Source organism: Nostoc linckia z4 (genome assembly GCF_002608075.1).
Lineage (GTDB): Bacteria > Cyanobacteriota > Cyanobacteriia > Cyanobacteriales > Nostocaceae > Nostoc > Nostoc linckia.
The window spans coordinates 41137-57112 of record NZ_LAHA01000029.1 but is presented as its reverse complement, the minus strand read 5'-3'; the positions used below and the strand labels follow the sequence as shown (position 1 = coordinate 57112).

Here is a 15976-nt window from a genome sequence, read left to right as displayed (position 1 = left end):
CTTGACGAACAATAATGAAGAAAATTATTTCTTTGCGGTTGGGACAAGGAAATTTTCAAAGCGGGTTTTCTCAGATTTTATTGAAGCTATATGCAGGAGAAGAATTACTGGAAGAAATAGATACTGGGAGCCTACCACCTAACGAAGAAATTGAAAAAACTTATCAGAAATGGCAGTGTCTATATGAGGCTTTTATTGGTACTGGAGGTGGTTTCTTGGATGGAGATTTTGACAGTGCAAGTATCGGTTTTAAACCGAGAATATTAGAATTTGCAGAAGATAATATAGAGCGAGGAAGTCAAGAAAGTGCAGCAGAATTAACTGCTTATATGATTGAAATAATTAATCAATGGCTGAACTCGCCAGAATTTCAATCAATAGATCAAGCTTTACGCACTAACATAAATACGAAAGATGAAGTTGTTTTAGTAATTCAAACTGATAATGATATATTAAGAAAATTACCTTGGCATGAATGGAATTTTTTTAAGAAGTACACAAAAGCAGAAGTTGTTTTAAGTGCGCCTAAATTTTCTTTAAAACTCAAACACAAGTCGTTAACTGCTGGAAAAGTCCGAATATTAGCAATTATTGGAGATTGTACGAATATCGATCCAGAAATAGATTTGAATACTTTAAGAAATAATCGAGAAATAGAGTTAGAAATTGTCTCTCAGCCTTCTCGTAAACAAATTTGCGATCGCCTCAGAGAAAAATCAGGTTGGGATATCTTATTTTATGCTGGACATAGTAAGTCTAATGCTCAGAAAGGATGGATTAGTATCAACGCGAAAACCAAGCTAGAAATATCCGAATTAAATTCAGCATTAGAAGTAGCGATAGAGAATGGGTTACAACTAGCCATATTCAATTCCTGTCAAGGTTTAGGATTAGTACCTCAACTTGAAGAGTTAGGAATTCCTCAGATTATTGTGATGCGGGAGCAAGTTCAAAATCAAGTAGCTCAAGAGTTTTTAGCAGAGTTTATTACTAGTTTTTCTAGTGGAAAATCTTTCTATTTAGCGATACGAGAAGCCAGAAGTAGACTTAAAGATATAGAAGATAAATATTACTGTGCAAGTTGGCTACCTGTAGTTTGTCAACATTGGTCTGTTAAACCACCTACTTGGGAAGAATTACGTGACCCTCCGTTAGCATCTACTTCAAATTTACTATTTCGTAAAGGAGGAGTAATTTTATCTGGTTTATTGGTAGCGATGGTAGTAATAGGACTGCGGTCTTTTGGTTTATTGCAATCCTTAGAATTTCAAGCTTTCGACTGGTTGATGAGAATGCGTCCCAATGAAGGGGTAGATTCTCGCTTGTTAATAGTTGAAGCTACAGAAAAGGATATCAACCGCTTGGGTTATCCCATATCTGATGGTAAATTAGCTGAAACTATCGAGCGTATAAAACAGTATAAACCTAGCATAATCGGTTTATTAATATTCCGCGATCGCCCTGTAGAACCAGGTCATCAAAAATTACTTAATCTTTTACAAAATGATGACCGTTTAATTGCTTTATGTAGCATAAAATTGACTGATGATAACCCAAATCAACCCGGTATTTCATCACATTCGAGAGTTCCTGAAAGTCGTTTAGGATTTAGCAATATAGAGTTAGACAATGGAGTTGTTCGTCGTCATCTATTATTCATCAATCCCGACTTGAATAATCCCTGTCCCACCAGCTTTTCCTTTAGCTTTCAATTAGCATCGAAATACTTAAATTCCAAAGGAATCAAGCCTGAAGAAATAGATAGCGATCGCATCAAAATTGGTGAGACGATAATTCAACGTTTACAATCAAATACTGGTGCATACAATCAACTAGATAATCGTGGGTTTCAACTTCTACTTAATTATCGAAATTCTGAAAAGATTGCTGCAACTGTTTCTTTTAATGATGTGCTGGAAAATAAGTTTAATCCAGAATTAATAAAGGAACGCATTGTCATCATTGGTGTAGTTGCTCCCATATCTAATCCCACAGATTACTTTTCTACTCCTTATAGTAAAGGTGTATTGCCTCAAATGTCTGGAGTTGATATTCAGGCGCAAATGACCAGTCAAATACTCAGCGTAGTTTTAGATAAACGACCTTTATTGTGGAGTTGGTCGGAAACAGGAGAAGGATTTTGGATTGTAATTTGGTCTTTAACAGGAAGTGGAATTGCCATCATTTTTCTAAAAAATATTAATTCTTTTTTACTATTTTTATATACTGTAATTTGTATCTCGATTCTGTCTCTAATTTGCTTTGTATTTTTACTTCAAGGCATATGGATACCATTAGTACCATCTGCAATCTCTTTATCTATCAGTAGCCTGAGTGGATGGCTTTTAATAAAACATTGGAGTCAAATACTTACTTTAAAGATTTTACAAAGTAGAAATAATACTTAAGATTAGTGATAAAGTTATACGTAAGTAACAAAAAAACGAGTCATAGTTGATATGTTAATTAACTAACACCATTCATTAAAGACTTATTTACAAGTGTAAATATTAGTTAAATATTAGACCCCTTGCAAAAGCCTCCTCTCCGTTCTCTTCTCTGCGCCTCTACGCCTCTGCGTGAGAAAAAAATTTATGCAATAAGTCTATTCAACAAAAATATAAAGTCATGATCAAAAAAATAGCTTATATTTACCTTTTAACTTTAACTTTATTATTAGGCGATCGCTATTTGATTCACCCAGTAGCTGGTCAAAATCTTCCCACCAAAGAACCGCTTGAATTTAAACCTCCTAACAATGGCGCACCGGGAGGAAATCGCTCTGGATCTTCTGCTGATACAGGTAGTCGTCCTATTTGTCCTACTGTAGAAAAAGATATCACTGCTTTAATACCGAAAACAAATTGGGCAAATACCCTTGCCGAACGTCCTATTTTTTGGTTTTACATCCCTTACGAACGGGGTCGTTTAAAGCTAATTCTTAAAGATGAACGCAAAAGTACTATAGTAGCTCACGTGAATTATGAAATTAATAAAGGTGGAGGTATCATGGGTTTCCCGATACCTGAAACTGCGCCTGCTTTAGAAGTAAATCGTGCTTATCGTTGGCAAGTTTCCTTTAGTTGCGAACCCAATATTGAACCTTCATTTACAGGAGTACAGGGAGTAGTAGAGCGAGTAGCTACAAACGAAGTTTTGAAAACTAAATTGACATCAACTACTACTATCCAAGGACGAATTAATTTATATGCTAGTCAAGGTTTATGGCATGAAACTATTACTGCATTAATTCAATCCCGTCGCTCTAAACCAACAGAACAAGAACTCAAACAAGATTGGTCAGATTTATTATCCAATCCCCATGTAGAATTAGCAGAATTCATTTCCGAGCCTTTAGTTGAATGTTGTAATCCTATTCCTGAATAATTGACATAAAAACATGAAAAAACAATATAAAAATGCTAAATTGTTCTTGACATTTTTGGCATCATTTAGTGTGATTTTTACCTCTAGCTTGAGTTTGTTATCTTTTCAATTACCTGTGGCGATCGCTCAAAATAATACTAAAGCAGAAGCCGATAGATTAAGGCAGCAAGGAGAACAGCAATTAGCAGCAGGACAATATGTAATAGGTACAAATACTCTCGAACAGGCAATGAGAATTTATCAGCAAATTGGAGATAAAAAAATTGCCAATGAGGTTAGAGATAGACTTATTCGTATTTACGGTTTACGAGGAGTATATGATAAATATGAGCAGTTAACTGCTGAGAAAGCTGAAGAAAATCTTGAAGAAGGAGAACAAAAACCTAAATATGAATTTCAATTAAGTCCCCAAGTCAGAAAATTAATTTCTCAAGGCTTAACTCGGCAAAACCAACAAGATTCTGTTAGAGCAAAAGAATATTTTCAGCAAGCATTATCTCAAGCTAAAACGAATGGGAGAGAACAAGACAAAGTTACAGCTTTCGCAACACTAGGAGCATTTTACCTCTACGAAGAAGATTACGTTAATGCTCTAGCTAATTTACAGCCAGCTGAGCGATTATCAGCAGCTAGATATAGAGCTAGAAAACCAGGCGATTCTGATTATGACCAAGAAATATTAAGAAATCGCATTCCTATTTTATTACTAATAGCTGAAACTTATTTACAGAAACAACAGCCTAATCAAGCATTACCGTATATTAAAGAAGTTGATGCAATAACACCCACACCAGACAATTGGAACGACATCTCACTTCGCTATCTTTTCAATTTCATAGATTTTAGAGATCCTTCGCTTTACTTCAGTCGAGTATACTATAGTTTAGGAAATTACAATGAAGCTCTAACTTATGCTCAAAAAGCTATAGAAAGAGGTAAAATTTTTCAAAATTATTATGAGATACATGGCAATGGCAATAGCGACATACCCAGGATTGAGCATGAAGGTGACTTAGGTAATGGACACGCCCATGTTTTAGCTGGAATTGCTTTAGAAAAATTGGGACAGCTAGAACAGGCAGAGCAAGAATTACGAAAAGCTACTCAATTATTTGAATATTTTAGGAAAAAATCTAGATTCCAAGGATATACTCGACACATTTTTAAACTATTTAACAATCAAGTTCGTGCTACTTCTTTCTTAGAACGAGTTCTCTTAGCTCAAAACAAACCAGAAGAAGCTTTAGCTGCTTCCGAATGGGGACGTGCGCGATTATCTGTAGAAGCTGCAACTGCACCTAGCAATCTGACTTTAAAAGAAAAAGTGGATGCTTTAGTAGATATTGTCTACACTCCTGAAATTATTTGTAAGCAAATTTCTCAAGATATTCAATATTCTCTAGATTCATATCGGAGAGTAGGAGTTGACCGTATATATAATAGCGAGGGGAAAGCATTCTTGTTGTCAGATTTAGCAAAATTTGATTGTAATAAAGAATCAGAAGAAAAAATCCGGGAATTAAAAGAAAGCTGGTTAAAAAGTGCAGCACAAAATCCAGCAAACCTAGATGAACTAGTAACTCTTGCTAGTAAAGCTCCATCAAATATTCAACCTCCAATTATAGAACAACTAAAACAAATTGCACATTTTCATCAGGCAATAATTGTACAATACTCAATTATTTCTGAAACTACATTTTTCCATCCAGCCATTCTTCCTTACGATCATCATAATGCCCATTGGAATGCATTTCCTGGAGAAGAACAAAAATTAGTGATTTGGGTAATCAAACCCACAGGAGAAATCAAATCCCGCGAAATCGATTTGAAAAAACAAAAGATTCCTCTCAAAAACTTAGTAACTAATACCCGTCAAACTATGGGTTTAGATCGCAGCATTGGAGTATTCCTCAAACCAGATGCAGAATTACCGGATGGTTCTACTCGCAATGCTTCTGAAGTTCAAGCCAAAGAAAAACTTAAACAACTCCATGAATTACTCATAGAACCCATTGCTGATTTACTACCAAGCAACCCAGAAGCCAAAGTAGTTTTTGTTCCTCACAAAGAACTATTTCTTGTTCCTTTTGCAGCTTTAATCGACTCGAAAGATAAATATCTCATCGAACAACATACCATCATCACCGCACCTTCAATTCAAGCCCTAGATGTAACCCGACAAAAACGACAAAAACAAACTGGAAAGAGCAAACTTGCAGTAGTAGTAGGCAATCCCACAATGCCTACAATTAAGCTACCTAATAACCAATCTCCTACACAACTAAATAATTTACCTGGTGCAGAACGAGAAGGAAAAGCAGTTGCTCAACTGCTGAATGCTGAGTTTTTGACAGGAAATCAAGCAACTAAAGCCGAGGTGTTAAAACAATTACCCAATGCACGCTATATTCATTTAGCAACTCATGGACTATTAGAAGATTTTGCGAGTTTTGGTATCCCAGGAGCAGTTGCTCTAGCACCTTCTAATCAAGATAATGGCTTATTAACTTCTAGTGAAATTCAAGAGTTGAATTTACAAGCCGAATTAGCAGTTCTCAGTGCTTGCGATACAGGCGGAGGCGATATTACCGGAGATGGAGTTGTCGGTTTATCTAGAGCCTTAATCGTTGCTGGAGTTCCTAGTATTGTGGTTTCTTTATGGTCTGTTCCTGATGCTCCAACAGCCGAATTAATGGGGGAATTTTACCGTAATTTCCAAGAGCGTAAATTAGATAAAGCTCAAGCGTTGCGTCAGGCGATGTTGGAGACAATGAAAACTCATCCCAACCCTGTTGATTGGGCTGGTTTTACTTTAATTGGACAATCAAAATAGACTGGTAATTCATCGCATCAATTTTGATGAGTTTGTAGTAAGCACTGAAGTGCTTACTACAAACTTAATAAATTATTTTTTAAACTACGAATTAATTATTAGTTAACTATGTCTCGTTTTAAACGCCGCCAATTTCTGCAATTCGCTACTTCTGCTTTAACAACTTTGGGATTAAGTCAGTTAGATATCAAAAATCAAAGTTTACGCTATGCTCAAGCTGTTGCTTCTTCTAGTCCTCGCAAATTAGCGTTATTAGTAGGAATCAACAATTATCAAAATGTTGATAATCTCAAAGGTGCAATTACTGATACTTATTTGCAAAGAGAACTATTAATGCATCGTTTTGGCTTTAATCCTCAAGATATATTAGTAGTTAGCGATGAAAGTGAAATTAAGCCGACTCGCCAAGGAATTTTACAAGCCTTTGAAGAACATCTAATTCAACAGGCAAAACCAGGTGACATTGTAGTTTATCACTTTTCAGGACACGGTTCTCAAGTATTTGACCAAGAGAGTGGTTTAGAAGACAAACTTAATAGTACTTTTGTACCTAGCGATCGCACTACTTCTCTAGTAGATAATCAAAAACAAGTTTCTGATATTACAGGTAAGACTCTTTTCTTATTAATGTCAAAAATAAACACTGAAAATATCACCGTTGTTTTAGATAGTTGTTATTCAGGAGGAGGGAAACGGGGGAATCTAACTATTAGGTCAATTGAAGGCGGAAAAGGATACATTTCTAGCGACATCGAACGAGAATATCAACAAAAATTGCTGTCTGATTTAGGTATATCTCCCCAAGAACTAGAACAACGCCGAAAACAGGGTATTGCTAAAGGAGTAGTAATTGCTTCAGCCAGAAAAAACCAAGTTGCTTCCGAAGCATATTTAGATAATTTTGTTACAGGAGCATTTACTTATTTGATGACTCAATACCTGTGGCAAGAAAATAGTAACACTCCAGTTGAGAATGTCATTACTAATATTTCTCGCAGCATCAACAGTACTTTTACCTCTAATCAGATACCAGAAATTGAAGCCAAAAATAATAGTACTAACGAAACAAAACCCACGTATTTTATTTCTAGACCAATTCCCACTGCGGAAGCAGTAATTACTCAAGTTCAGGGGAATAATGTTAATCTTTGGTTAGGAGGAATAGCACCTCAAGCACTTGCAGCTTTCAACCAAAATCCCATCTTTGAGCTAGTAGACAACCAAGGAGTTAAACGAGGCAGAATACAATTACAATCTCGCAAGGGTTTGACGGGTGAAGGCAAAATTTTAGAACTGCAAAAACCAGAATTGTTAAAACCGGGAGCGTTATTACAAGAAGGAGTTAGAGTGATTCCCTCTGATTATAAATTGCGAATTGGATTAGACGATTCTTTAGGTAAAGATATCGCTATAGCAAGAAATGAAATTGCTAAAATTGAGCGAGTCCAGCCAGTTGCTTTACAAACAGGGGAAGTTCATTATATTTTTGGTCGGCTAACAGAAGTACAACAAACAGAATTAAGAAACAAACAAGCTACCTATATTCCTCCTCTCCATAGTTTTGGTTTATATACAGAAGGAATCGATTTAATTCCTGGTTCTTTTAGTGATGCGAAAGAAACCATAGATAATGCCTTAACTCGACTCAAACCTAAATTTCGTTCTCTTTTGGCAGCGAGAATCATCAAATTAACTTTAAATGCCAACTCATCACGTCTCAATGTATTGGCTTCCTTAAATATTTTACGTCCAAAAGAATTAGATATAACCGTTGTTGCTCAAACCTATACTTCTCGTTCAGTCAGTAAAGTCGATCAAAATTCATTCATACCCCCCACAAATACTAATATTAATTATCAAAATGGCATTCCTCAAATTCCTTTAAAAACACAAATTCAATTTGAAGTTAAAAATAAAGAAAATAGCGACCTCTACATTACAGTATTAGTGATTAACCCCGAAGGCAAGATTGATGTTATCTTTCCTAATATTTGGTCGTCTGCCGAGGATGCCACCTTAGTTAAAGCCGGAGAAATTCTGGCAATACCCAAGGCACAGGATAATTGGGTATTAGGAGTTATTGAACCTCTGGGATTCACAGAAATATTAGTCGTTGCTAGTAAATCACCTTTAAGAAAGAGTTTGCAGAGTTTACAAACTATTGCTCAAACACAAGGAAGAGGAGATGTACCTGTCTCCATAGGAGATAATTCCACCAATATTATCGACCTCTTATTAGAAGATATTGATAGTAGCACACTTCCAGAAAACCGTAGTAGAAATAATTCTAATCTTTCTGAAATTACTTCTAGAGAAAAAGCTCTTTTGAGCGATGCTCGTCAATTAGCAGCCATGTCCATTACCTATCAAGCTGTGAAATAACCATACATCTAGTACTAGTCTTCAGATCCCCGATTTTTCAAAGAAGTCGGGGATCTTTTTGGAATGCTGGTGTACACATATCCGGAAGAGTTGTGCTTCATAGATAATTTTTTTGGCGAAAAACTACAAAACAATTTTGGTGGTTTGCGTAATTTTTTAGATTTAGATGCGAAATATTAATAAATCAGCCAACCAATATATTTTGCTGTATTTGCAGTTCAAGGAGCTAAACCATGAAGCAAATGATAACTGTTGCTGGAGGGGTATTCTTTTCTGTTGGAATCATGTTTCTACTTTTGGGAGGTTGGAGTTTTTGGGAAAAAATTAAATTTGAAAATGAATTAGGAAATCGAGGTCAGTTTAATACAACAATTAGTAAATTGTCGGGCTGGGAAGAGTTCAATAAACAAGAATTAGAACGTAAGCAAAATTTAGTATTTACCTTTCTTGTGATTGCTGGAATATCTGGTTCTTTGGGCGTTGGTCTTGCTATTGCCGGAAAAAATCAGCCTACACAATAAGAAGTAATACCGTTTTTTTCAATGCAAAGGTGAGGCACAGGTTTTTCCCATAATAATTAGGCGCATCTTCATAGAAAATTGCTGCAAATTTAATTGCAGCAAACTCTTTAAATGACTGCACAGCAAATCTTATGAAAACCTTGATTTTACTTTCCGGGCTTTCACAAATTGATGATATCAGAGTTGCAAGAGGAAATAGCAAAATGAAAAAATTACTCGCAGGAATCTCAGCATTAAGTTTATCGATTACTTCTCCAGGTATTGCCAATGCACAGGAGTTTACTAATTTTGAGCATCAAGATAATAAATATTACTATGAAACACTAAAGTCTCAAGGTCTTGCTTACTATAGATATAAAGTTCCTGCTTATACTTTTGGAATTTTTACACTCAAAAATCACAGTCGCAGTTCAAATTTCGATATTTACGTACATGACTATTCTGGAGACTGGAAGCTATTGGCTAAAGGAAAGAACCAGGGGACGGAAACAGAGTTAGTTGTCACGCCAATGTTTTCGGAAGATAAATATGCGTATATCACGATAGTTAATGATGGTTCACAACCATCTGAATATCATTTGTATGCAAATTATGTCAGTCCTGCTAATAGGTTTGCTATTGCATTGGCTGAAACTTCTTTAATATGTAGTCTCGAACAAGAAAATATTCCCAATGAAACATCTTCTAGAGTAGTTACAGGGCTTTCTTCAATACTTCAAGGCAATGATTTGGCGGGTGTAACTCAAGACCTTTTAATTAATGAATTCACTAACGCAATGAGGAATCAATTTGGTTATGGATGTACGGGTGATTTTGTAGTCAATTGGGGAGTTTCGATGTTCAGAGGTGTTTACAGAAACTATTAGTAGTAGCGTATCAAAGCTAAAATAGTGCATTAACAAACTCTTGTGGGATGGGCTTCTCGCCCGTCCGGTGCGGACAAGATGTCCACACCACAAGAAAATTTATTACAACATTTAAAGCTTGACACAATACTATTGGACTGACACAGCTAAAATAGTGCATTAGTAAACTCTTGTGGGGTGGGCATCCTGCCCGCCCGGACGGGTGAGGACACCCATCCCACAATAAAATCTATTACAACATTTTAGCCTTGACACAATACTACGTATCTAGGATTTCGAGCTACCAGTACTAGTATCCAGGCCGCACATTACAATTAGGATCGTAGTATGAAGAGTTGAGACACCAGAAATTAGGCTCTTCGTTTTGTTTAGAGCCACCATCGCCACTCATTAAGGCTCTGAGGAAGAAGTCTGCCATAAACAAACTTGCTTCTGCTTGCTTTTGTCTAAGTGCCTGCTGTTCTTGGAGATAAGCTTGTTTTTGTTCTGGAGATAGACTCTCAAAATACTGTCTTCTTCTTTCAGCTTCCTGAATTTGCTTTTCTGTAGCTGCTTTGCGAGCTGCATCGAGTTCTGCTTGTCGTCTTTTCCTTTCTTCTTCACGTGCTTGACGTTCTTTTATTGCTTGCTCCTGCTGTTTTCGTTGCAGTTCACGCTGCTCGATATTATGCCGTGTTTGATCTATTCCCTCAATAGTATCTTTTATCGTTCGGATATCATCAAAAAAACCAGCAACTAAGATGTTATTTGGGTTTTGATGATAGTCTAATTTTTGAGTTGATAAATCTGCATTCGCTTCTTTAGATGCAGCCATGACAGGATTTATATTTGCTAGGACAATTACCACAAGTGCGATTTGGGAAAATTTTTGATTCATAGCTCGAAATGGAATGAATGAAGATTGTGATGCAGTATTCAGTATGAGGCTGGGTAAGGTCGCACTGAAGAATGGTTTTGCTTTTTTCACGGTAATTAACTACTCTAGTTTGTTAATTTATCAATATTTCTCCTGAAAATTCGTGAATTTACGCAAATTTTTCAAAAAGTTTAGTGTGGAATTATTGGCGCGATCGCTTTCTTCAACAAAAAATTCGGTAGTTTGCGTAATTTATGAGATTTGACTGCGAAATACCTACTAGAGTTATCAAGTTTACCCACATTCAAGACACATGGAAATTATTACAGGTAGCGGCAACGACACTGTTATCAGACCAGTTTTTGTCAACGGTTCAGTATTTCGCAGCAACGACACCATTTTAACTGGTGCTGGTAACGACACCATTAACCCTGGACTAGGTAAGTATGAGTATGTTGATGGTGGTGAAGGCTTTGACCACCTGATTTTAGATTACTCCGTTGCTGATACAGGCGGCGGTATGGATTTTTATAGCAACTACGCCAGTTCAGGCACAGGCTCTGCTTATCGATCCAGCGGTGTTCCAAACACCCTATCATTAGATGATCTCCAATTCACAAATATCGAGAAGTTCACTGTCACAGGTACTAGCAAAAATGACACCATCACAACTTATTTTGGAAACAACGTCATTAAAGCTGGTGCTGGCAATGATAATGTAACTGCTGTTGCTGGCACTTTGGATGGTGGTTCAGGCTTAGACTACCTTACCCTTGACCTCTCCACACAAACATCTAACCTAAATCTTTCTAATCTCGGAAATATTAATGTTTCTGGTATTGTCACTGCCATCAATTTTGAGGGATTTTCGATCGCTACAGGCAGTGGCAACGACATTGTTACTCACACTGGAATTGTTAACGGTGCTGTTCTGCGGACTAATGACTTAATTCAAACTGGTGCTGGCAACGACACCATTAACGCCGGACTGGGTGGTGGAAGTATTAACGATGGTGATACCGTCTATGGTGGTGATGGTATTGACCGTCTGATTGTGGACTATTCCGTTGGCGATACGGGCACTGGTATGCGTTTTGTTGGTAGTAGCACTTATGGCTATGCCATACGAGAAGTCAGCAATACAGACAGCACCCGCTTGGATTTCATTGGTTTCCATAATATTGAACAGTTTACGGTCATAGGTACTAGCAAAGATGACACCATCAATACTGTTGCTGGAAACGACTCCATCAATGGTGGCGCTGGAAACGACATTATCAATACTGTTGGTGGAAACGATACTATCAACGGTGGTACCGGAAACGACGCCATTGATGGGGGTGCTGGCAACGATCGCATGACTGGCGGCACTGGTAACGATACTTACATTGTTGATAGTACCGGAGATATTGTCACCGAAACCTCTACACTCAGTACCGAAATTGACACGGTTAAAGCCTCCATTACTTACATCCTGGGAGCAAACCTAGAAAACTTGACTCTGAGAGGGTTTGCAGCAATTAATGGGACTGGCAATAGCCTAAACAATAAGCTGACTGGCAACCGGGGTGACAATATTTTGAATGCCGGCGCGGGCAATGACACCCTTGATGGCGACACAGGTAATGATACCCTGGATGGCGGCGCTGGTAATGACACCCTGATTGCCAGTATAGGGAATGATGTAATGAGGGGCGGCGCTGGCAACGACACTTACATCGTGGGTGGTTTAAATGATGACATAATTATCGAGAATGCAGGCGAAGGAATCGATACCGTTCAAGCCCCCTATACTTCCGCCCAGGGATACACCTTGGGTGCTAATTTAGAAAACCTGATTTTGCTAGAAGGAGGAACTGATGGGACTGGCAACTCTCTCGACAACATTCTGACGGGCAACACCAGAAATAATACTCTCAACGGAGGAGGCGGCAAGGATACCCTAATTGGGGGAAGTGGTAATGATATCTTGATTGGGGGGGCTGGTGATGACATCCTAACTGGTGGTAGTGGCAGCGATTTCTTCCTTTACAACACCAATGCTGCTTTTAGCAGTACAGCGATCGGCAGCGATCGCATTACAGATTTCGTCAAAGGAAGCGATAAAATCATCCTAGATAAAACCACATTCACAGCCTTACAAAGCTCAGCTGGTAATGGATTTAGCCTGAATAATGAATTTGCGATCGTTACTAGCGACGCCGCAGCGGCCATCAGTGCAGCCAAAATTGTTTACAACCAAAGTAGCGGATCTCTCTTCTACAATCAAAATGGAGTTGCGGCTGGCTTGGGAACCGGATCGCTGTTTGCCAATTTCACCGGCAACCCATCACTAACTGCATCAGACTTTGTAATTCAAACTTGATGAGGATTGAGAAATTTTCTCTATTCAAAGGGAACAGGGAATAGGGAACAGGCAACAGTGAACCCATCCTTAAAAGAATGGGATTGAAATAAGGACGCCTTGTTTTTTGGGCTACGCCTCTCAAAACAAATATGCAGTTTAAAGTGGGCAATGACCCCCAACTAAAGTTATTTATTTTACTGTTCCCTATTCCCTGTTCCCCGTTCCCTATCCTGAAGGGATTGGTAACCAGCCCCATAGCGATCGCTTAGTTCAACGTTTAATTCCTTTAAAACGTTCTTGTGCTGCCTTAAAAGCTTCTTGCATCACCGACTGAATTCTCTGGGGATCTGGTTTTTTACCTCCCATTAAATCCCCAAAGTAAACGCAGGCTGCTTCTCCTAATGCCCAGGTGTAGGCGGCTGCCCAAGATGCGGCGATCGCACTACCGAAAAGTGGTATAAATTTCACTAATTCCCGTCCGATGGCTTGTGCGAGGAAACCACCGGCGATGGCACTCACAACGCCTCCGGCTTGGGATGGCGTCAGTGTTTGTCCGTATAATTTTCCTAAAAGCCCCACCATCGAAACTTGTAAGGCAGTTAACACTGGCATTGTGGCAAATGGTAATGGCACAGCTGCTAGGGTTGCAGACATAATTGCAAAAGGCAAAATGTAACGCCGTGCTGTATCGCGATAGAGGTTGCCAATTTGGTTACCAGCTTCTTCCCGATTCAACAACTGATGAATTGCTTGGGCTTCTGCTTGGGGGAGTAGTTCTGCCAGAGTATCTCTCAGGGCTTCTAATCCATAAAACACGGGATTATAGCCATCTTCCTCTAAAGTAAAGTCAATGAGTACACAGCGATCGTACAATCCAGCAAAAGTTTCTTGTATGAGAGTAAATGCGCGATTGACTTCCTCAAAGTCTGGAGGATAAGCAGGATGATCGACCGTATCAGGGGGATAAACTTCGTGTAAGCACGTAACGGCTAACAAACAGGGAATATCTGGATACTGCTGGCGTAGCTGTTGAGCAATTTGTCGTAGGCTATCAGTTGCAAAATCATTGATTTTAACAGTCAAGATTAGGATTCTGGCGGAACGAGTCTCTTGTTCCAAATCGCCAAGTAACTCTTGAATGATTGTTTGAGTATCCTGATTTACATCCCCCAAGCCCACAGTATCAGTAAAAATCAGTAACGGTAGGTCATTAGAAGGATAGGCATAGCGCTGGGTGTGTTGGGTGTGAGGGCGAAATCCTTGACCGACAATTTCCGCAGAAACTCCCGTCAGTCCACGCACAATTGAGCTTTTTCCGGCTTGGGGTTTACCAACTAACAGAGCTTGTGTAGTTGGTAGTTCGGCTCGAACTTTCTCTAAAATTTCTGCAACTTGAGCCTCACTGACACTAAACCATTGAATAACTGTTTGTGCTACTTGTTCTACGGGTAAGAATTGTGTCAAATTTGTTGTTGCTTTGTTCCAGACACCAGCAACGCGATTTTTCCAGGAACCACCGAGGGATTTGTTGTTTACACTATCGGTGAGTTCACTGAATTGCTGAGAGTTAGGATCGTGTTGCTCAGTCATTCCCATGAAAACGGTAGATACAATTAAATCCTGTTGATATCTATCCTAACGTTAAATTGAAGTCGTTAACTGTTGACTCTTGACGGTTCACAGTCAACAGTCAACAGTCAACAGCCAGCACTGATATTGTTTACTACTCAATTCCAATCAAATTCCCAGATTAATTTAGAACTTTGTTTTTTTCGATGAAATTGGCTTGAGTTTTCGGATAGTATGTTTGTTTTAAAATTGGCATTTCTTGCCAACATGTCCGACAAAAAAAGTAAATTTCATGATGCCGGATATGGCGTAAAAGCTGATGAGAACAGCAAGGACAGTTATTCATTGTTTTTTAAATTTATCAAAAGATTTTTTAAAAAAGTTAGATAATTAATCAATGAGTCATCTAACTATTTAGATAATTATGGTTTTGCTGAATAATATCTTCTGTAAAAACACTTAAAATCACGAGAAGATTTTTCCCAAACCCAAATTTCAAGTGGATTTACTTAAGTAAATCTTACGTAGTTAATTTTTCGATCAAAAGTATTTAGTACTGAGATAAAAGAGAAATTTCAGCTGTCATTTATGGACAGTGTTTCAAAAGGTTACTTAGCACCAACTTCCATCATTAAACCAAGGATCGCCTTAACTAATTCATCTGGATCGATTGGTTTGGCAATATGCATCTGAAATCCTGCTTGTAGTGCTTGCTGTTGGTTGATTTCCCCTGCATAAGCCGTAAGAGCGATCGCTGGTACATGTCCTCCTTGTTGAGGCGATCGCTTTCTGACTTCACGCATCAGCATATAACCATCTGTCTTTGGCATTGCGATATCACTGATCAAAACATCTGGTATCGACTCAGACAGTGCTTGCAATGCTTCTTGTGCTGATGCAACCGCAGTAACTTCTACACCGTAATCTTGGAGAATAAAGGTTACTAAGTCGCGAATATCTGGTTCGTCATCCACCACCAAAATTTTAGTCTCACTGGGAAATGAAGTATCAGACTCAAAAATTAAAGATTCATCTTCTTCGTACCCGACCTGTTCATTTGTGACTAAAGCCGCTAAGTTGGCAGTGAAATTAGGATTGGATTTTTCTTTTGAACTTTCGGCTGGAAGTTTTTCCCCGTAAATAATATTAAAATTTAGCATCTCATACACATTTCATAACTAAACAATACCAACTTGAAAAGTTGGCATCCGCTAG

Annotated in this window: 10 protein-coding genes; 7 read left to right on the top strand and 3 right to left on the bottom strand. The window is 38.2% G+C overall.

The window, feature by feature from the left end; genetic code table 11:
- The first annotated feature begins 14 nt into the window (after nucleotides 1–14).
- The 6 genes from VF06_RS21935 to VF06_RS21910 all read left to right on the top strand — a co-directional run bounded on the left by VF06_RS21935 (nucleotide 15) and on the right by VF06_RS21910 (nucleotide 9989).
- On the top strand, nucleotides 15–2408 hold the full coding sequence (locus tag VF06_RS21935; protein ID WP_099068668.1) for a CHASE2 domain-containing protein: 2394 nt from the start codon (nucleotides 15–17) through the stop codon (nucleotides 2406–2408).
- A 220-nt stretch (nucleotides 2409–2628) separates the two neighbouring features.
- Complete coding sequence (locus tag VF06_RS21930) at nucleotides 2629–3387, top strand: DUF928 domain-containing protein (protein ID WP_099068669.1); 759 nt, start codon at nucleotides 2629–2631, stop codon at nucleotides 3385–3387.
- Nucleotides 3388–3400: 13 nt separating this feature from the next.
- Nucleotides 3401–6220: a CHAT domain-containing protein gene (locus VF06_RS21925; RefSeq protein WP_099068670.1), complete on the top strand. Its 2820-nt coding sequence runs from the start codon at nucleotides 3401–3403 to the stop codon at nucleotides 6218–6220.
- A gap of 108 nt (nucleotides 6221–6328) precedes the next feature.
- Complete coding sequence (locus VF06_RS21920; protein ID WP_099068671.1) at nucleotides 6329–8602, top strand: caspase family protein; 2274 nt, start codon at nucleotides 6329–6331, stop codon at nucleotides 8600–8602.
- Between the two features lie 233 nt (nucleotides 8603–8835).
- Nucleotides 8836–9123: a hypothetical protein gene (locus tag VF06_RS21915; protein WP_099068672.1), complete on the top strand. Its 288-nt coding sequence runs from the start codon at nucleotides 8836–8838 to the stop codon at nucleotides 9121–9123.
- Nucleotides 9124–9254: 131 nt separating this feature from the next.
- Nucleotides 9255–9989: a hypothetical protein gene (locus VF06_RS21910; protein WP_099068673.1), complete on the top strand. Its 735-nt coding sequence runs from the start codon at nucleotides 9255–9257 to the stop codon at nucleotides 9987–9989.
- Nucleotides 9990–10278: 289 nt separating this feature from the next.
- On the opposite strand, the gene VF06_RS21905 is transcribed toward VF06_RS21910, so the two are convergent.
- On the bottom strand, nucleotides 10279–10866 hold the full coding sequence (locus VF06_RS21905; protein WP_099068674.1) for a hypothetical protein: 588 nt from the start codon (nucleotides 10864–10866) through the stop codon (nucleotides 10279–10281).
- 292 nt (nucleotides 10867–11158) lie between these two features.
- Between VF06_RS21905 and VF06_RS39400 the strand changes: the two genes are divergently transcribed.
- Nucleotides 11159–13210, top strand: coding sequence for a calcium-binding protein (locus tag VF06_RS39400; protein ID WP_143861763.1), 2052 nt, complete (start codon nucleotides 11159–11161; stop codon nucleotides 13208–13210).
- Between the two features lie 252 nt (nucleotides 13211–13462).
- On the opposite strand, the gene VF06_RS21880 is transcribed toward VF06_RS39400, so the two are convergent.
- Both VF06_RS21880 and VF06_RS21875 read right to left on the bottom strand, forming a co-directional pair.
- Entirely contained in the window at nucleotides 13463–14782 is a 1320-nt protein-coding gene (locus tag VF06_RS21880; protein ID WP_099068725.1) for a GTPase family protein, read from the bottom strand.
- A 587-nt stretch (nucleotides 14783–15369) separates the two neighbouring features.
- On the bottom strand, nucleotides 15370–15921 hold the full coding sequence (locus VF06_RS21875; protein WP_099068678.1) for a response regulator: 552 nt from the start codon (nucleotides 15919–15921) through the stop codon (nucleotides 15370–15372).
- Between the last annotated feature and the right edge of the window lie 55 nt (nucleotides 15922–15976).